We start from the raw sequence: 19,644 nt of genomic DNA on the forward strand, positions 1-19,644 counted from the left end.
ATATGAGATTTATCTGTATTGATGCTTGTCTATTCCGCCGACCGCGCGTAATCGCCGCTTTTACCGCCGGTTTTGGTTAACAGCTTAACGGGACCGATCACCATATCCTTCTGCAGAGCCTTGCACATATCGTATACGGTTAACGCGGCCGCGGATACGGCGGTCAATGCTTCCATCTCCACGCCCGTTTTGCCGGTTGTCTTTACCTCTGCCGTAATCGTTAGAGTGTCTGCCCCATTGTCCGCGAATTGAATGTCAACTCCGGTTAACGGCAACGGATGGCACATCGGAATCCAATCCGATGTTTTCTTGGCTGCTTGGATTCCCGCAATCTGAGCAACGGCTAGCACATCCCCTTTGGCAATGGAACGATCGCGTATTCTCCGAAGCGTATCCGGCGCCATCGTCACTTGACCCTCTGCCACGGCTACTCTCGCGGTTACGGCCTTATCCGACACATCTACCATCCTTGCACGGCCCTGTTCGTTAAAATGCGTCAACCTATCTTCCGTGCCATCCATCAGCTTTCCCCCTGACTTATGCTTTTTGATCGTTGAACCAGATGACCCGCGCCTCAGTTGCGAGAACATTCAATCTGAGATCATGAGACTCCACTGGTAATGGTTCCGCGGCGACTTGAGCGTCAAAAGCGAAACCGATCCAGAGCGTCTCCGCGTTGCCTCTTCGGAGCATATCCTCGTATAACCTATCGTAGTAACCTCCGCCGTAGCCTAATCTTCCGCCGGTTACGTCGTAAGCTAACCCCGGTACGATAACGGCGTCTATCGGCTGCGTGCTTTCTATTAAAACGGCGCGAACCGGATCCGGCTCCGGGACTCCCCATTTACCGGGAATCCAATCCGTCAATTGTTCGACCTTCCGGAGCTCCATTCCTTCTTCGCCGGGAACAATGCTTGGCGCATAAGTTTGATCTCCCATCTCCCAGCAACGGAGAAGCAGCGGTACAGGAGATGCTTCAGAACGGAAAGGCGCGAATACGCAGAGGTTCATAGGACGGTTTAGCCGTTTCCTAAGCTCACTTAGAACCTCCGTCTCCAATCGATCGCATAGCTGTATAGAACGGCTTTCTCTCTCCGCGGAAGGAATGCTGTCCCTTGCGGCCATGAAGCGGCGACGCCGCTCCGGTTTGCCGATATTCCCTTGCCTATCGCCATAAGCCATGGTTAACAAGCCTACCTTCAATAAATCCGTGAAAATCTGTTTTCATTTTATCATTTTATGGCTATTTTCGCCAAAGAATAACGACTTGGACTTTTCTTGCGTTTTTACGGTACACTTGGGGTGTAAGGTTGAAATGAACTTGTCGGAGGGATTCCTCTTGCTTTTACAAGCATCCAGCATCACGAAACATTATGGCGTTACCCCCGTGCTAGACGGAGTTTCCATCCAGATTAACGAGCGCGATCGCATCGGCCTGGTCGGAGTCAACGGCGCAGGCAAATCCACTTTTCTCCGCATCTTAGCTGGAGAGTTGACAGCGGATACTGGTTCGGTGTCCAAGCCTAGGGAGCTTAAGATCGGGTATTTGGCCCAAAACGGCGGCCTTCAGGGGCACCGCACGATTATGGAAGAAATGAATTCCGCATTCGGACCGTTGTTGGAGCAAGAGCGTGTTCTGCAGGGGTTGGAGGCCAGGATTGCCGATCCGGCCGAACTGGAAAACGCGGAGCGTTACGAGGCTTTACTCGCGCAGTATGCCGACGTGAGCGAGAAATTCCGCGAAAGCGGCGGTTACGAGATGAAGAACCGTATCCGCAGCATCCTTCATGGGATGGGCTTCGGCAGCTTTGCTCCCGATACGGAGGTTTCCTCTCTCAGCGGCGGTCAGCGAACGAGGCTCGCTCTTGCCAGGCTGTTGCTCGTCCAACCTGAGCTCTTGCTGCTGGACGAGCCTACTAACCATCTCGACATCGATACCCTCACCTGGCTCGAACAGTACCTCAGATCGTATGCCGGAGCGATGGTCATCGTCTCCCATGATCGTTATTTCCTTGACGCGACGGTCACGGCCATCGTCGAGATCGAGCGTCATGCGGCAATCCGGTATACCGGCAATTACAGCCGCTTCATGGATTTGAAAGCCGCGGCTTTCGCGCAGCAGCTTAAGCTGTACGAGCAGCAACGCAAGGAAATTTCCCGTATGGAGGATTTCGTGCAGCGCAACATCGTACGGGCATCCACGACTCGCCGCGCCCAGAGCAGGCGCAATGCGCTGGAGAGAATCGAAAGGCTTGAGAAACCCGGAACGCTGCGCCAAGCGAGCTTCTCGTTCTCGACGGAAAGGCGAAGCGGCAAGGAAGTACTTAGGGCCATTAATTGTTCCGCCGCTCCTAAAGAGGATATGGCACCGTTGTTTCGAAACGTGTCGATAGAAGTTAAAAGAGGGGAAAGACTTGCGCTGCTCGGACCTAACGGAGTAGGTAAAACGACCCTGCTTCGGGCATTAATCGACAAATTACCTCTTCGGACCGGCGTGATCGAATGGGGAGCCGGCGTATCCCTTGGTTATTATGACCAAGAGCAACGCGAGCTTAATCCTGCCAACACGGTGCTGGAGGAAGTATGGAGTGCCTATGCCATGCATCCCGAGGCGGAAATCCGTACCGTTCTGGGAAACTTCTTGTTCAGCGGGGACGACGTTCGCAAGAAAGTCAGCGCTCTAAGCGGCGGAGAGAAAGCACGGGTGGCTCTCTCGAAGCTTATGCTTCGAAAAGCGAACGTACTCCTGCTTGATGAGCCGACGAACCATCTGGACCTCATGAGCCGCGAGGTACTCGAAGCCGCTTTGGACGAATATGACGGAACTTTGATTTTCGTCTCTCATGACCGCTACTTCCTTAATCGGATCGCAGATCGCATTGTCGAACTGGCACCGGACGGAACCGCGAATTTCCTGGGAAATTATGACGAAATGGTCGCTAAAAAACAAGAAATGAAAGAATGGGAAATCGCTCAAAGTAACTCGTCATCTCAAGCATCGCAAACCGTAGTCAGTAATTATGAAGCGGATAAGCAAGCCAAACGCGAGGATCGGGCACGCACCCGCAAACGGGAGCAGGCCGAAGCGGATATTGCCCGGTTGGAAGATGAGCTCGCCGCGCTGGAGTTGGAGATGGCTTCTCCGGAGATGGTGACGGATTACATGAAGCTTCGGGAAAAACAAGAGAAAGCGGAGAAGAAGCGAGAACTGCTGAACGCGGCCTATCAAACTTGGGAAGCATTAATGGAAGAATAAGCGATTTAACTGGAAAATAAGTTGTTCACATAGTTGTACACAGCTTGCGTGCAAAAACAGGAGTTTGGGTGGAGAGAAAAAAGCTCCCAAACACTTGGTACGCAAGCTTTTTTTGTCGATTTTTGCGTTGAGGCATAGTTTTCCACCATTTTATCCACATTGTACACACTGTCCACACCTCGCCTGTGAAAAACTAGTCCCATTTTCAGTGGTTTTCAACCGTTGATTTAACGGCGTTTTTTGGTGTTATACACATTGCCCACAGGCGGTGTGGATAAGTTTGTCCACACTGTTCGGGACAGGAGATATGGATAAAGACTCGCTGCTAGTGATGTGGAGCTGCAGTTCGGCTTGGTCGAACAAAATCGCAGTTTGGTGCTCGTGGTTAAGCTGTAGTTCGGTTTGGTCTAACTAAATTACAGTTTGGTGCTTGAACGGGGACTGTAGTTAGATTTGGTCGAACTAAATTGCAGTTTGGTGCTCGTGGATAGGCTGTAGTTCGGTTTGGTCTAACTAAATTGCAGTTTGGTGCTTGAACGGGGACTGTAGTTAGGTTTGGTCTAACTAAATTGCAGTTTAGTGCTCGAGCGGGGGCAGTAGTTTGGTTTGGTCTAATTAATTAATAAACGGGAATGCTCGACAAACACCGTTCGCTTATCGAGCATTCCCGTTATTTAGATTCTCCGGCCAATATAGAGCAGATGCGACGATGATCCCAGGATGTACGGACTTTCGGCGGTCTTCATGATGATCTCCATTACTTTCTCGAACTCCACATCCCCTCGGCGTCTCCAGTAGTCCCACTGCTCGGGTTTCATCGCTCCCGCAATGCTACCGGAAGCGATGATCTTCATGTTCTCGAAACCGCGTGCTTCCATAAAGGGGTCAATATCCTCGATGTTGAAATAGAAAGCGCCCGTAAACCTACCCTCGTCGTTATGGTTAAACACTCCGGTTTCAAGAAAATCAACGATTCCTTGAACATTATCATTCGGCTTCCAGGCTTCGGGAAACATCAAGGAGGTCGAGAGATGTCTGATTCTAGACATGAAAGCAACGAAGACAAGACCATCCTTCTTTGTAACCCTGCGTAATTCATTGATGGCTTTGCTACGATCTGCTTCCGTTTGCAAGTGATACATAGGCCCCAGCATCAGGCAGGCATCGAATTGCTCATTCTCAAATCGCCCAAGATCCCTCGCATCCGCCACATGAAATCCGTCAAATCGCGATTCCACGCCTGCTTCGCGGGCTCTGAGTTTAGCCTGATCAACAAGGCTCGGAGTAAGGTCAGCTAACGTAACCTCATACCCCCGCTGCGCCAACGCAATCGAATACTTCCCAGGCCCCGCACCAATATCTAAAATACGACCATGCGCAGGAAGGAGCGATCGAATAAAGTGGGAGTTAACCAGGAATTCGACGGGCTCCCGTTCTAAGCGTCCCCATTCATCGAACGAGCTATAGTACCGTATAACATTCTCCACGACGACAACCGCCTCCCTAATTTACGCGTTCCCCATTACTCTCCCGCTGCTTCCTTGCGCTCTTCGTTCTTTCTGCGGGCGAGAATGACGCCGTTGACCGCCGATACGTATGCCTTGGCTGCTGCCAAAATGATGTCGCGGTGGATGGCTGTGCCGATGTTCCGCTGTCCTCCGCTCGCGACGGTGACGACGGCTTCACCCGATGCATCTTCTCCCGTCGACAAGGAGTGCAGCTCCAAATCCTCGAACACCGCATCGACCGGCATCGCCTCGCGAATGCAGTGGATGACCGCCTCGAGCGGACCTTCTCCCGAACCCGTGTAGGTCCGCTCCTCCCCATCCTCCGAGCTGAATATCGTGACGGAGGCGATACGGGAACGATTCGTACCCGCCAACACTTGCAGATCAATTAAGGTATAGGGTTGAACGATCGAATCCGTCGATTCTCCTACCAATTGCATCAGAACGTCATCCGTGATGATTTTCTGCTCATCCGCTTTGGCTTTAAACCGGTTGTACAGATCCTCCATCTCCGAATCGCCCAGCTTAATTCCGTATTCGGCTACGCGATGCTTGATCGCATGGCGGCCGGAGTGCTTGCCTAGAATGATCATGCTGCGCGGAATGCCCATCGCTTCGGGATCCATGATCTCGTAGGTATTGCGATTCTTAAGCAAGCCGTCCTGATGGATGCCGGATTCGTGCTGGAAGGCATTGCGCCCGACGATCGGCTTGTTGAAAGCAATCGGGAAATGCATCGTGCGACTGACCAAACGGGAAGTTTCATAAATGTGTTCCGTCGAGATCCCGGTTTCGACGCCCATGGAGTCTCCCCTCGTCTCGATGGCCATGACCAGCTCCTCCAACGAACAGTTGCCCGCGCGCTCTCCTACGCCATTCACGCTGACCTCCACCTGGGTAACGCCATGGCGGATAGCTGCCAGGCTGTTGGCAACCGCCAAACCCAAATCGTTATGGCAGTGGGTGCTGTAGATTACTTTGTCCCCGCCACGAACCCCTTCGCGAACCCGGGTAAACAGAGGACCGAACTCTTCCGGCAATGCATAACCCATCGTGTCCGGGATATTGATGATCGTTGCTCCCTCTTCGATTGCCGCTTCTACTACCCTGAACAGGAACTCCTCGCTGGAACGGGAAGCGTCCATCGGGGAAAACTCGATTTGGTCTACGAACTGCTTACCGTACGAGACCATGCCGCGAAGCATCTCGATGACTTGATCCTGCGTTTTGCGCAATTGAAAGTCAAGGTGAATCTGCGAAGAGGAGATGAACAGATGCAAGCGGCGGCGCGCGGCATCTTGAGTAGCTGCAACGGCGGAATCGATGTCCGCCTTGACGCAACGGGCAAACCCGCAAATTTCCACGTTCTGAAGCTCGCGAGAGATTTGCTGGATCGCTTGAAACTCTCCGGGACTTGAGACCGGGAAACCGGGCTCGATAATATCCACGCCCAGTCGAGCCAATTGGCGGGCTATGACGATCTTCTGTTCCGGCTTCATCGAAGCGCCCGGAGCTTGCTCACCGTCTCTAAGAGTCGTGTCGAAAATTAGGATGCGTCGTTTAGCGGCTGCGATTGTCATTGGATTAACGTTCTTCGTGGTCATAGGGTAACCCTCCTTAGATTTCATCCCCTCTCGGGAATGGGTATCAAATCCAAGAGAACGTCGGCCCATCGTTATTCCGGGTGGATCGGTGCGCCGCCAATCGCTCCCGGATAACGCAAAAAGCCCGTCGTCTCTTAAGGCTAGAGACGACGGGCTCGTGAGCCGCCGCGGTACCACTCTGCTTGGAGGGGTTCGTCTTCCGACGGACGAACGGTTCCTCCCACTTGTGCGCGGATAACGATCGTTCGGTCGATCGACATCCGCGAGCGCCCTATAGCGGGGGCCAACCGTAGCGATGTACCTGAACTTCGGCCTTAAACGCCGAGTTCGCTTCCACCGTTCCGCTCCCGGGCGAGTTCGGTTTCCTCTTCGGCTGCGTCGCACCGACCCGCAGCTCTCTGCTCCCGAGGAATTCCTACTACTCCCGTTCATTGCGTATACAAATATAAAAGCCCGCCATCTCTGTATAAGAGACGGCGGGCTAATTTTAGCCATCCGCGGTACCACTCTTGTTGATATTCCGTTCTCGCCATCAAATCTCTCCGGCCGGAATATCCGCTTTGTACCTCATCACGGGGGTTAACCGTACGAATGTACGCATCGGACAATCCTTGTCCGAATGTTCCATTCATCCGCTCCCAGGCGAGTTTCGGGTTCCCATCTACTGCGTTGCACCGTCCCGCAGCTCTCTGAATTCCGGGTATTCCCTACTATTCCTGATCTTCGCGTTTGCTTTTGTATATTCCCCTTGGGGATTGGTCTTTATTATATTCACCGGAAAATAATCTGTCAATTCATTTTAAAGCGTAACTTTAATTTTCGGGCGTGAGTTGAACCCCAAAAACCAATGCTCAGATAAACTTGCGCTAAGTCTGCGGCATCACCCCTCTCTCTATAAGTTTGCTAACATCTCCACGGTCCGGCATGGAAGGAATACCTCCGCGTTTAGTAGTCGCCAGAGATCCCATTGCATTTCCATAAGTAATGATCGCAGTTAGTTGGGCTTCGCTAAGCTTATGAAGCTGTGTTTCCTCATCTAGAACTCCACTTAATACTCCGCCAAGAAATGCGTCTCCCGCTCCCGTGGTATCAATCGTTTGAACTTCAAAAGCATCCACAAAGCCTGTTATCGCGCCCGCTCTGTAAAAACACCCCTTATCGCCCAACGTGATACAAATCAGAGGAGTCCTATACTGTTCATAAATCCGTCTAGCCCCATCCTCTAGATCCTCCGTGCCTGTTAGAAAGGTCAACTCTTCTTCGGATATTTTCATAATATCCGCATAGTGGATCACGCTTAAGATTTGTTCCTTCGCCGTTTCCCGATCTGGCCAAAGAGGTAGACGCAGATTCGGATCGAAAGAGATGAGCACCCCGTTCTGTTTGGCATGAGCAAGTGCTTTCAATGTGGCTTGGCGGCTAGGCTCATGAGTCATGGAAATGGAACCATAATGAAAGACCTTAGCACTGGCGATAAAATCATAGTCGATTTCATCCTTATTCAGCATCATGTCTGCACCTGGCTTGCGGTAAAATGTAAAATCGCGATCCCCTTTATCATTCAATTCTACGAACGCTAGCGTGGTATTCTCTCTATCCGAGAAAACCAAGCCTTTAGTCGAGATTCCGTTGGATTCCAGAACATCTGCTAGATAGGTTCCGAAAGAATCGTTTCCTACCTTGCCTATAAACGCTGTTTTTTTCCCTTGTTTGGACAGGGCAGAAAGAACATTCGCGGGTGCTCCGCCTGGATTTTTTTGAAAGTAGGCGTCTTTGCCACCTTCCACCGATTGTGGAGTGAAATCGATCAGCAGCTCGCCTAAAGCAATAACATCGTACATTCCTGCACCTCGTCTTTGTTTTCGGAAATTATGTTTAATTGCAAACTCACTAGGAATATGAGAAGATCAAGTTGGACAATTTTCTTTTCATTGGCGTGATCGGCGTGATGGCTGCTTGGTGGCTCCATCTCCTGCACGCCTTTTTATTTTGTTCCTTAAATCGACTCCGACTTTCTCTCGCCGTCACCCTCTACGATATGCAGCTCGCCAAATAGTCCGTAAACTATATACACAAAGGGAATTGATCTTAACGTTCCCTCCTCGCGAATAGAACTCCAACCCCCCGCTGCCAGGATCGGGAAAGATGAGATCAGTCATGACTACTTCGCCCTCATTCGCAAAAACCTCAATAGATGACCAATCCACATAGATGTGTACCTTGATCCTATTATTTACAGGTTTTAGTCCAGCATCGTGCCGGCACGAAAAATGTTCATGTATACTATCTGTCACACCGGAATGAGACCGATCGATAAACAGTGCTTCTTTCTCTGCATCGAAGCCGATGATAGTAGCTTCCTTATCGGATACTCTGACCTTGAAACCAAATTCAACTGCATCCCGGAGTTCAATCTCAGCCTCAATCTCTAGACTATCGCCTCGTATTTCCTGTAGCGGGTTCATACCTGTTTGTATATTCTTATTGTGCAATTCATAAATCGGTTCTCTAAGTGCTTTGAGCTCATTGATCGGCTTCTGTATTAGACGTATCCCTTCATTTGTTGCCTTCAACTCCAATACGCGAGGAATCGTCATCGAGCCTCTCCAAACCTCTGTGGGCGTTGACTTAGCGTATTTCCAATTCGTCATCCAGCCGATTAGTAACCTGCGTCCATCCTGTGCCGGGACATCGGACCAAGTTACGCCCGCATAATTGTCTCTGCCGTGATCCAGCCATAGCAGGGTGTCAGGTGAATGATCATTTACGAATTGCGTACCATCGAATGAACCAATAAAGTACTGGGTTCTGGAACCTTCCGGGACATCTGGATGATCGCCGATACTGACAATTAGCACCCATTTGGACTGCTCCTTATTGCCATCAACGGGCAGTTCGAACAAATCGGGACATTCCCACACTCCCGCATGGGATCCCTCGCGTTCCCCGAACTCACTGCAGAGCGTCCAATCCGATAAGTTAGGAGAGCTGTAAATCATTACTCGGTCACCTGCGACAAGAAGCATGGCCCAACGTTGCCTAGGCTCATCCCAGAACACCTTAGGGTCTCGATAATCGATAAACCTTGCGTCCTCCAATACCGGATTCCCCTTGTACATGGTCCATGTCCTGCCCCTATCCCGACTATAAGCCAGGCTTTGGCGTTGTCTCGAAACGCCGGTTTCCGGGTTAGTATCCTCATGCGTGAATATCGCTACCAGACCGGATCCGCCTTCGAAGAAACCACTGCTGTCCTTCCAATCCACGACCGCGCTTCCGGAGAAGATAAATCCGTTATGGTCCGGCTTCAGAGCAATTGGAAGATGCTTCCACGATACTAAGTCCGTGCTTACCGCATGTCCCCAATGCATGGGTCCCCACACGTTGCTCTCCGGGTGATATTGATAGAACAAATGATATTCACCCTCGTAAAATAACATTCCGTTAGGATCGTTCAACCACTGGCTCGGAGGGGAATAGTGGAATTGCGGACGATACGCTTCATTATAGTTTGTTGTAGTTAACACATTATCTTCTCCTCTAGCTCGTCTTTGGTCCGGCTTCAAATACCGACGACATCTCCCATACCTCTATCGACACTCGTTCTACCAATCCGTCCGCCCAAATCCGGAGCCCCGTTGCATCGGTTCTCGAGGGATATGCTCTCGTCGTTAAGCTCTTCAATCCATTGGCATAACCTTCTATAAGAGACCTATCGACGAAAATACGCAGTTGGAGCCTTTCACCCTCTTCTAACAAAAGGCTGCCGCCTTGAATACCCGAAGAACGCTCCCTGTCATCCAAAGTCGTTTTTTCCCTATTGACCATCAACTCTTTGTTTACCCTGTCATAGTAGATAACCGTTTCCTCTTCGCCATTCGGTGATCGACGGATTGAAATTCCGTATTTCTTCGCAGATGGGGACTCGATATCTATCATAATTTCCAGTAAATCTCCGTGGACATCAGCCAATTCGAAATTTATCTCATCCATTGCTTTGCGTCCCGCGGAGGAGTATAGCTGCTTACCTCTGAGTTGAGAGATTTCCTCTATCGGTTCTACGCCTAGCTGCCCATCTTCTCTTAAGTAAAGTGCAACCGGCAGTCCCGCGCTGTGAGACCATCCACAGTCATAATCAATCTCAGGCGTCCGTTCGCCCTGTGCGATTGTGAATAGCAGGGAGCGCCCCGATAATGGATCTACCATTCCGCTAGGGCCTGTAAAATGGAAATCTCCGACATCAATAAGCAAAGGCTGCTCATGATCTGGAATAAACCTGCATTCGGACTTGTCGAATGTTCCGATCCAATACATCACTTCTACTTTGGAGCCGGGTCCCCAGGGACTGATCAAGAAAACATGTTTTCCCGAATCCTGCCCCTTACGTTTCAACGGAAGTAGAACCGGAAGCTCCCAAGCGGTTCCTAGGTATGGGTATTTAACGTAGTCGCTGACAAAAAGCGGGCCTCGATACTTCCACTCCTTAAAGTTTAGACTTCGGAATACCAGTATCATCGAGAACATGATGTTCGCTATCATTAATGAATTTCAAATGAAACTGCCTTTTTACGAGATAAATATCAAAGGAATGTTCATTCAACTATTCATTCATCTACTTCGCGAGAATTATTGGAATCAGAATCCTCAGTTACTTACCAACATGGATGAATTAATCAAGATTCGGAATTACTTGCGAAATCATGTCGAACAAAAGGTTACACTGGACGAGCTAGTTAAAACATCTGGAATAAGCAAGTTCTATTTGATTCATATCTTTAAGAAAACGTTCGGTATGAGTCCGATTCAATATCATCAGCTGCTTAGAATCGAAAAAGCGAAGGAAATGATACAGTTTACTACAGAGCCTTTGACAGCTATCGCGGATAAATTCGGGTACCCCGATATTCAGTCCTTCAGCAAAGCATTTAAGAAAACTGACGGTGTAAGCCCCTCTTTTACCGCAAACAAAAATAAGCGCCATCGTAGAGATGACGCCCTCTTTGGTTAACCAGCACTCCAGATCGATTTAAGCTTTGACAGCTCTAACGATGTCAACCGGGTTTTCCCTTCATTTGAAAACAGTATGATTTGATTGCATGGGTCATTCGGAAATATCAAGCTCGTAAAGACGGCTTTGCCATCATTAGCGAAAACCTCTATTGAAGAAGTATCGATAAATATTTGAAGCTTCAAGCTATTATTGATCATCTTTATCGGAGCTTCCTGATTGGCCGAGAAGGATGCAGAAAAGCTATTGTCCCCAGCATGGGTTCGGTCAACAAACAGCTTTTCCGTTACAGCGTCATAACTTATGACTGTTTTTTCCGTTTCAGAATGTTGAAGGATAATACCAAAATAACTTGAGCTTACTTTCTCAAATTCAATATTTATTTCCAAGAGATTACTGATCGAGTTAATCGTCAGAGGATTTGTTTGATTCAATAATTCGTCTTGATAAGATATTGTCTCTTGCCTTATTTGCTGAATTTCCGATACCGGTTTTTGGATCAAACAAATGCCATGCTCGCTGGATGTTAAAGCTAACTCTCTTGGAAGCGTCATCGCGCTTCGCCATTTTTCAGTCGGGACTTGATTGGCATAACGCCAGTTGCTCATCCAACCAAGGTAAATCCTCCGACCATCTCGATCCGGAATATCAGACCAGCTTACACCTGCGTAATTATCTCTGCCATAATCTAACCATTTAATAGTTTCTTCTGGGTTGTCATTGACAAAGGTTGTTCCATCAAAATGACCGATAAAATATTGGGTTCTTGATCCTTCTTTAAATTCCGGGTTATCCCCAATACTGACTATCATTACAAATTTTTGATTGTTTTCATCTTGATCGATTGGTAATTCAAATAGGTCGGGGCATTCCCAAACACCATGGTGTGAACCAGCTTTAGCACCAAATTCACTTGCGAAATCCCAATCTATCAGGTTTGGAGATGTATAAAGAGTTACGGATTGTCCCGTAGCTAATATCATGACCCATTTTTCGGTGTCCTTATGCCAGAATACTTTAGGATCTCGAAAATCGGCAATGTTCACATCCGAGAGTACTGGATTATTCTCATATTTAGTCCACGATCTTCCTGCATCCTTGCTATAGGCAATGCTTTGTCGCTGCCTGGGCCGGTTCGTTTCAGGATCATTATCGTTACTCGTATAAACGGCGACTAATCCAGGTGTTTCATCGAACAATCCCGATGTATTATTCCAATCAACGACAGCACTACCAGAAAATATAGCTCCATTTTCATCTGGGTATAAGGCTGCAGGCAGTTCTTCCCAATGAGTAAGATCTTTACTCACCGCATGCCCCCAATGCATCTTATCAAAAACAGGAGAAGTGGCAAAAAGAGTGTGTTGGTAAAACAAATGATATTCACCGTTAAAAAACACCATACCGTTCGGGTCGTTCATCCAATATTGTTCGGGTGAAAAATGATACTGGGGACGATGCTTTTCTTTATACTTTTCTCCCATCGCTAGTTTCTCCTTTAGTAGAATAGACTAAGGCTGTACGACAAAGCATGTACAGCCTTAGTCTATTTTTGATGAATATGTTATTTTACGTTTCTGTCATAACCTGCTTGTTTTATTTGCAGCCACTCTTTTAAGCCTAGGCGATCTAGTTCTGTCAGATATTTATCCCATTCTTGTTCGACCTTTCCATTTTGAATCCATTCTCCCCGCTTGCGAAGCACATTAGCAAACAAATCCGTTTCAATAATGGCAAGTCTGTCTAATTCTTCTATTGAGAAAAATACTTTTGGATAAATATTTTTTGCTTTCATGTCAGGGACCATAACCTTTTTCAGTAAATCCAATCTCCAGGCAGCATCGTCTGGTTTCGTCGTAACGGCCCCATAATACTCATCCAATATCGCCAATGGTCCGCCAACAAACGTTTTTTGTCTTAATTCCCATGGAGAAGTTCCATCAAGAGGCAGGTGTTTCAGCATTCCTGAAGCTTCATCTAATTCGAAAATATTTTGTACTTTTTCATCTCCATAAGTACCCCAGTTATTTTGTACGGATTGAATTGGATCATAAAGCTGATCAATCCACTTTGCAGTTTCTTCCACCTTTTTATTGGCATTGGTGATAACCATTCTTCCTCTATCCAGACCCATTCCATTTGTTCTGGTTACGTTAACGTGGCCGTCTGGACCTGCCAGAGCAGGCATTAGGTCATATTTATCATTCATGCCCGTAATATTTCCTTTATCCCAAGTGAAATACAAACCATAACGATCTTCTTTTCCTTTTGCTAGATAAGTATTCCAATCCTGCGAGAAGGCTTCAATATCGATTAAGCCTTCTTTGAACAATTCATTAAGAAATTTTATACCTTCTTTATATCCGTCATCCGATGCTGTAAATAATACTTTTCCATCATCGCTTACAACGGTATGATCCCAGTTTTCACCTAGACCAAAAGAGCCGAATAAGAAAGCCAAGTCTTCTCCACCGGTTTTATTAATAAAAGACATTGGAATTTCATCTGCTTTTCCATTTCCATTTGGATCTTTTGTTTTGAATGCTATCAATACTTGTTTTAATTCTTCAGTCGTCGTAGGCATTTCTAAACCTAATTTTTTTAACCACTCTACGTTTATCCATGGCAGATCATCTACGGAGTGGATGCTTTCTTTACCTGACCCTAACTCCTCAATCCATGGAAAAGAATAGATATGCCCATCTGGTGCAGTAATCATCGCTCTATACTCAGGCGCTGCTTCTAGTACTTTATTAAGGTTAGGCATGTGTTTCTCAATTAATTCTTCAAGCGGAATGATCGTGCCGTTCCTTGCCATTTTCAATAAATCATAGTCCGAATAGGCTGCATCGAATACTGCATCCGGTAGATCACCACTGGCAATCGCTAAGTTTCTTTTTTCTACAAATGTATCCCATGGATGGTTTGTCCACTCAATATGGACATCTGTTTTCTCCTCTAAACGTTGATAAATTAGCTTTTCATTTGGATCAGCAGGCGCCAATGGCGAGCTTTGAGTCAGAAACTTTAATGTAACTTTTTCGTTTGATTGCGAATTTGCGTTTGATGAGGCAGGATTTTGTGATTCTGATTCCTTTTTACTACTGCAGCCTGTAATAATAAACAGAGTCGCAAGAATCAAGATTAGTGCCTTTTTCAAGTTCTTCATACAACAACCCCCAAATTAGTTTTATAAAGCATTTAAGAATCTATGTGTAAGCGGTTCATTATTTCAACGAACCAGCCATGACACCTTTTTCAAAGTATTTTTGAAAAAAAGGATACATCAGAATTAATGGAAGACTCGAAATAACAATTGAAGAATACTTAATCATTTCTGAAAGCCGTTTCAGTTCAGCCATGGCTAATTGATCACTGATCATCCCTGGATCTGCTTGGTTTTGAATTAATATCGATCTTAAAACTAACTGTAACGGCTTTAATTTAGCATCATCCAAATAAATCATCGCATCGAAATAGGAGTTCCATTGAGCAACAAATGCGTACAATGCGATCACGAATATAATTGGTTTTGATAGAGGTAATACAATCTTGAAAAAGACATGTCTATCGGAAGCGCCATCAACATTGGCCGCTTCGTTTAATTCTTTCGGGATGCCCTTAAAAAAAGTTCTGGTCAAAATAATGTTCCATACATTTACTGCCCCAGGAACCATAATGGCCCATACGGTGTTTAACATTCCTAGGTCTTTCACGACTAAGTAAGTAGGAATTAAACCGCCGTTAAAGAACATCGTGATAATAAACAGCGTCATAAATAAGTTTTTACCCACTAAGCCGTTAACGGATAATGAATATCCAGCAAAGATAGAGATCACAACCGTAATAATAGTAAATCCGACTGAGTAATAAACAGCATTTGCAAAGCCTCGAATCATTGCTTCATTGGATAAAATCAATTTATAACCTTCAAAAGTCCATGCTGAACGATCAAAGGTAATCCCTTTACTTAACAACTCTGTCGGATCCATGAATGAGGCCACGACTACATAAAACAAAGGTACGATTACTAATAAAACGGATAAGCATAACAAGAGATTGCTTGAAGCTAATAGGATTCGATCCAGTTTAGTGTGCTTAAAATTCATATGGTGACTCCTTTATTTTTTAATAGAGGCCTTCCCCTTCATTTAGTTTCTTAACGATGAAATTAACGGCAACAAGCATAATCACGTTAATAACAGAGTTGAAGAGACCAACTGCGGTGGAATAGGCATAATCACCCGCTTGTAAACCTTGTTTATAAACATAGGTTGGTATAATTTCGGAAGTCGGCAAATTCATTGCCGTTTGCATTAAAAAGGCTTTCTCAAATCCGATCGCCATAATACTGCCTGCACCTAAAATAAATACGATCGCCATTACCGGTTTAATTGTCGACAGATCTATATGTCTAATTCTTTGCACAATATTAGCGCCATCAATAGTAGCAGCGTTATGCAATTCTGGATCAACACTTGCTAATGCAGCTACATATATAATCGATGCCCAACCTGCTCCCTGCCAGATTCCAGATATGATATAGACAGATCGAAAATATTCAGGATCCGTCAAAAACATTAATGGTTTACCTGTAATGTTAGTGAGGATGATATTGATGGGACCGGCTGGCGATAAAAAAATGAATATCATCCCTACGATAACTACAACAGATATAAAATTCGGTGCATAAAGGATAAGCTGAATGTTCTTTTTGATCGCATTTCTGCGCAACTGATTTATCATCAAGGCTAAAATGATGGGCACCGGAAAACCCAGAATTAGACCATATAAGCTTAGTTTGAGCGTGCTCATAAATATGATTTCAAAGTTGGGTGAAGATAAAAACCTAGTAAAATGCTTTAATCCTGCCCATTCGCTGCCTAAAATTCCTTTCATCGGATTAAAGTCCTTAAAAGCGATAATCGCTCCATACATGGGTAAATATTTAAAAAGAAGAGTAAGTATTAATGCCGGTGCTAAGAGCAAATAAAGAAAGTAGTTCTTAAAAATGTAGTCCATTCTGCCCTGCAATATTTAAACCCCCTCAAATTCCCCCGTTTTTTGTTATTGTTACATTTGTACAAAAAGTAAGGGTTTACATTTTAGAATTGTAATGTCTTCCGCAAATAGAATGTAACAGGATTCAGTGATATGGTCAATACTTTTTGTAAAATTATTTTGCCATTTGTAATCTACTTTTATTTACACATTTGTCAATTATATTGACAAATTGTTTGTTTTTCATTGATTTTAAGCGGGAATTTAGCATATTTCATATAAAAACTTAATCTCCACCCTTAAATAACCATAAAGGAAAAGATGATGTATGCACATTTTTGTAAACCCATTAGATTACATCTATAATCGTTTAATAATGTAAAAACTTAATTGTGCATTTGTAACTTTCCTATTGATATTTCATTCGAATTATTATACATTTACCATAGCATTTCCTTATTGCAGTATGGCGGATCAGTCCGACAGAGGATCCTTAACGACCTGCAAAATGTTGGGATTAGCCGAGGTGGCCAACTAGAAATGAAAAAAGAAAAAATTACCGCACAGCATATCGCCGATTCATTGGGACTCTCCAGGAATACTGTATCCAAAGCTCTAAACGGGAGTGAAACAATCCCTCAAGAGACTCGGAACAAAGTGATAAAAAAAGCTGTTGAATTAAAATATAAGCAATTCGCTTATGTGGATATCGAAAATTTGACTGCCAAAAATACGGGTAATATCGCTTTACTAACATCCAATATGCCCAACAAATCGCACTTTGGCTCCTCGCTTCTTGGCGGACTCGAGAAAAAAATCAGTTCCGAAGGATATAATTTGTCCATTCATATTCTCAGGGAAACTGAAGTAGACAAGCTGGAACTCCCTAATAACTTTGAAACAAAAAATGTAGACGGAATTATATGTATAGAGCTGTTCGATAAACAATACAGTAAATTAATAAATGAATTAAAAATTCCAACAATCTATATTGATTCTGCAGCAGATATTTTATATTCCGAACTAAATGCTGATATTATTTTGATGGAAAATGAACATAGCACCTATTCGCTCACCAAAAAACTGATAGATCATGGACATCAAAAAATTGGTTTTGTCGGCGATTACAATCACTGTAGAAGCTTTAATGAAAGATGGGTTGGTTTTAAAAGGGCACTATCCGACTCCAATATAGAATTTAACCTGTCTCACTGTATTGTTGGCTATGATCGATACTTTGCTGCTGACTCTAACTGGCTGGAAGAACAGTTGGTTAATATGGAGAGTTTGCCTGCAGCTTTAATATGCGCCAATGATTTTATTGCAATTAGCGTTATGAAAGCATTAAAAAATAATAATATAAAAGTACCGGACGACATTGCTGTTTGCGGCTTTGACGACTCTGCAGAATCACGTATTATCGAACCGCATTTAACTACGGTCCATATATTCAATAATGAGATGGGTATTATCGCAGCGGAAATGCTATTATCAAGGTTAAAAAATCCTTCAAAGCCGTTCCAGATCACTCATGTGAAAACGGAACCCATATTCAGAGAATCAACTGGAAACTTACAATAAAACAACAAAAGCCAGCCTCTTTCGGCTAGCTTTTGTTATTTTAGTTCTAAGATCCATTGAGCATGTTCTCTACTTCTTGCAGTTTCGGTAATGAAGGAATCGCTCCCTTGCGCTGCGTTGCCAAAGCACCTGCAGCATTTGCGAACCGAACGCAATCACGAATTTCACGATCCATCAGCGTACTAAAGCGATCCGGTGAATCCAACAATTGATAGAGTATGGCACCAAGGTATGCATCTCCTGCACCATTCGAATCCACAGACTTAACAACAAAACCGGGTACGGTCCCTGTGTAATTGTGCACGTTATAATAACATCCCTTACTTCCAAGCGTTACGAATATGGCCGGTATGCTATAACGATCGCTGAGCCACCGGCAGCCTTCTTCTTTAGTCCGAAACAACGCCACTCACTCCGAAAAATCGGTGCAGATACGTTGCGCCAGCCTCATTTGCATTTCGACTTTTATTATCAAGATGACAGTCCCTTAGTAGGAGTTTCCTTCAAAAACTTGCAGCACATAACCGACGAGGAATCGCATTACTTCCGCCAAAATATCATGGATCAGATGCCGGTTAAGCTTTCAACCCATTTACGGTTGCAGCAGCCGGGCGTCATTGAGCGAATGTTGTTCGATATTATTAATGAATTTGAAATGAAACTGCCCTTCTACGAAGTAAAAGCCAAAGGACTGTTCATCGATCTATGGGTTCAATTGCTGCGTGAAAACATCTGGCATCAGAATCCGCTTCTGATTTCCAATCTACAAATGCTGAACCGTGTAAAGGAGTACATTAAGGTCAACTTCTATACAAAGATATCATTGGACGAACTTTCCTCCAGATTCAATTTCAGCAAGTCATATCTCGTTCGATTGTTTACCCATACATTTGGAATGAGCCCCATTCAATATCATCAATTGATACGGATTGAAAAAGCGCGCGAGATGATTCAATTTACCGATGAACCACTCACGTCGATTGCCGACAAGATCGGTTACACGAGCATTCATTCTTTTAGCCGGATTTTCAAAAAAATTGATGGCGTCAGCCCGTCATACTATCGAAGAAACGAAGTGAAAGAAGAGTTAACCGAAAAATCATTACCGTGGAGATAAATCTGTGTCAAGCTGGTACATATAGCCTTTTACATTATGCGTTTTTAGAGGTAGTGAAGTCATTTACCACGCCCTCTGATCAACATAACGATAAAAAGAATAGTTGGTATAACTCCAATAAAAATCATATTGGCCTTGAATTGTTCCGCGATGATTTTCCCCATTTCTAAATGCGACTGCCAGCTCCGCGGAAGAAAGGAAGCGGCATACATTACGGCTCCAACCGGAAGGACAAACCTTCTATAATCGGTATTAAACAACTGAGACAACCCAAGTACGGCGGCTAAATACCATATTGTCGTTTTAATAAATATTCCCGCATAAAAGAGCAAGATAACTAATTCGTCGAAACGCTCGAATACTTCGGCGATCTTAATCAGTTGTACGAATTGTAATAAGTGGCTTTTTAATCTGCGCCGGATTAACGCTATATTGGTAACCATATCCTCGGTAAAACTATCTTTAGGACCCCGAACGACAGATTGGGACGAAGGCTCATCTACGCTTCTTTGCTTCCATTTGGACGAACTTCAGAAATGCCCTGTTCCAAACCTTCAGCGGAATAATCG

The 19,644-nt window shown here is 45.2% G+C and carries 16 protein-coding genes, 1 pseudogene and 1 other annotated feature; of the genes and pseudogenes, 4 read left to right on the top strand and 13 right to left on the bottom strand.

What is annotated here, in order from left to right; genetic code table 11:
* Positions 1-29 precede the first annotated feature (29 nt).
* A complete protein-coding gene (moaC, locus tag E2980_RS10100; protein WP_135152058.1) occupies positions 30-521 on the bottom strand; it encodes a cyclic pyranopterin monophosphate synthase MoaC in 492 nt (163 codons plus the stop codon).
* 16 nt (positions 522-537) lie between these two features.
* Entirely contained in the window at positions 538-1,182 is a 645-nt protein-coding gene (locus E2980_RS10105) for a 5-formyltetrahydrofolate cyclo-ligase (RefSeq protein WP_135152059.1), read from the bottom strand.
* A gap of 157 nt (positions 1,183-1,339) precedes the next feature.
* Here E2980_RS10105 and E2980_RS10110 point away from each other — a divergent pair, with 157 nt between their 5' ends.
* The gene (locus E2980_RS10110) at positions 1,340-3,256 is read left to right on the top strand and encodes an ABC-F family ATP-binding cassette domain-containing protein (protein WP_167747059.1); all 1,917 of its coding nucleotides are present in this window, start codon (positions 1,340-1,342) and stop codon (positions 3,254-3,256) included.
* Positions 3,257-3,930: 674 nt separating this feature from the next.
* On the opposite strand, the gene E2980_RS10115 is transcribed toward E2980_RS10110, so the two are convergent.
* The 5 genes from E2980_RS10115 to E2980_RS10135 form a co-directional block, all read right to left on the bottom strand.
* Positions 3,931-4,743, bottom strand: a complete 813-nt coding sequence (locus tag E2980_RS10115) for a class I SAM-dependent methyltransferase (RefSeq protein WP_135152061.1) — start codon at positions 4,741-4,743, stop codon at positions 3,931-3,933.
* A 35-nt stretch (positions 4,744-4,778) separates the two neighbouring features.
* Positions 4,779-6,368 (bottom strand): 2-isopropylmalate synthase, encoded by a 1,590-nt coding sequence (locus E2980_RS10120; protein ID WP_240702966.1) that lies wholly within the window; start codon positions 6,366-6,368, stop codon positions 4,779-4,781.
* 466 nt (positions 6,369-6,834) lie between these two features.
* Positions 6,835-7,101, bottom strand: a binding site (T-box leader).
* 133 nt (positions 7,102-7,234) lie between these two features.
* A complete protein-coding gene (locus tag E2980_RS10125) occupies positions 7,235-8,209 on the bottom strand; it encodes a PfkB family carbohydrate kinase (RefSeq protein WP_135152062.1) in 975 nt (324 codons plus the stop codon).
* 183 nt (positions 8,210-8,392) lie between these two features.
* Positions 8,393-9,895, bottom strand: a complete 1,503-nt coding sequence (locus tag E2980_RS10130; RefSeq protein WP_240702967.1) for a glycoside hydrolase family 32 protein — start codon at positions 9,893-9,895, stop codon at positions 8,393-8,395.
* A gap of 13 nt (positions 9,896-9,908) precedes the next feature.
* Entirely contained in the window at positions 9,909-10,907 is a 999-nt protein-coding gene (locus E2980_RS10135; protein ID WP_135152063.1) for a glycoside hydrolase family 32 protein, read from the bottom strand.
* Between the two features lie 49 nt (positions 10,908-10,956).
* On the opposite strand from E2980_RS10135, the gene E2980_RS10140 reads away from it, so the two are divergent.
* Complete coding sequence (locus E2980_RS10140; protein ID WP_240702968.1) at positions 10,957-11,376, top strand: helix-turn-helix domain-containing protein; 420 nt, start codon at positions 10,957-10,959, stop codon at positions 11,374-11,376.
* Here E2980_RS10140 and E2980_RS10145 read toward each other — a convergent pair.
* The 4 genes from E2980_RS10145 to E2980_RS10160 form a co-directional block, all read right to left on the bottom strand.
* A complete protein-coding gene (locus E2980_RS10145; protein WP_135152065.1) occupies positions 11,373-12,860 on the bottom strand; it encodes a glycoside hydrolase family 32 protein in 1,488 nt (495 codons plus the stop codon). The genes E2980_RS10140 and E2980_RS10145 overlap by 4 nt on opposite strands.
* Before the next feature lie 80 nt (positions 12,861-12,940).
* Positions 12,941-14,545: an ABC transporter substrate-binding protein gene (locus E2980_RS10150; protein WP_135152066.1), complete on the bottom strand. Its 1,605-nt coding sequence runs from the start codon at positions 14,543-14,545 to the stop codon at positions 12,941-12,943.
* Positions 14,546-14,603: 58 nt separating this feature from the next.
* A complete protein-coding gene (locus tag E2980_RS10155) occupies positions 14,604-15,485 on the bottom strand; it encodes a carbohydrate ABC transporter permease (RefSeq protein WP_135152067.1) in 882 nt (293 codons plus the stop codon).
* Positions 15,486-15,504: 19 nt separating this feature from the next.
* Positions 15,505-16,398 (bottom strand): ABC transporter permease, encoded by an 894-nt coding sequence (locus tag E2980_RS10160; RefSeq protein ID WP_135152107.1) that lies wholly within the window; start codon positions 16,396-16,398, stop codon positions 15,505-15,507.
* A gap of 519 nt (positions 16,399-16,917) precedes the next feature.
* Here E2980_RS10160 and E2980_RS10165 point away from each other — a divergent pair.
* The gene (locus E2980_RS10165) at positions 16,918-17,958 is read left to right on the top strand and encodes a LacI family DNA-binding transcriptional regulator (protein ID WP_135152068.1); all 1,041 of its coding nucleotides are present in this window, start codon (positions 16,918-16,920) and stop codon (positions 17,956-17,958) included.
* Between the two features lie 46 nt (positions 17,959-18,004).
* On the opposite strand, the gene E2980_RS10170 is transcribed toward E2980_RS10165, so the two are convergent.
* Entirely contained in the window at positions 18,005-18,262 is a 258-nt protein-coding gene (locus E2980_RS10170) for a PfkB family carbohydrate kinase (protein ID WP_240702969.1), read from the bottom strand.
* Between E2980_RS10170 and E2980_RS10175 the strand changes: the two genes are divergently transcribed.
* Positions 18,167-19,075 (top strand): helix-turn-helix transcriptional regulator, encoded by a 909-nt coding sequence (locus E2980_RS10175; protein ID WP_240702970.1) that lies wholly within the window; start codon positions 18,167-18,169, stop codon positions 19,073-19,075. The two genes, E2980_RS10170 and E2980_RS10175, sit on opposite strands and share 96 nt — an antisense overlap.
* Positions 19,076-19,134: 59 nt before the next feature.
* On the opposite strand, the pseudogene E2980_RS10180 reads toward E2980_RS10175, so the two are convergent.
* Positions 19,135-19,587, bottom strand: a pseudogene (locus tag E2980_RS10180) (GerAB/ArcD/ProY family transporter); the annotation flags it as partial.
* Between the last annotated feature and the right edge of the window lie 57 nt (positions 19,588-19,644).

The sequence above is a fragment of the Cohnella luojiensis genome (genome assembly GCF_004564235.1).
GTDB lineage: Bacteria > Bacillota > Bacilli > Paenibacillales > Paenibacillaceae > Cohnella > Cohnella luojiensis.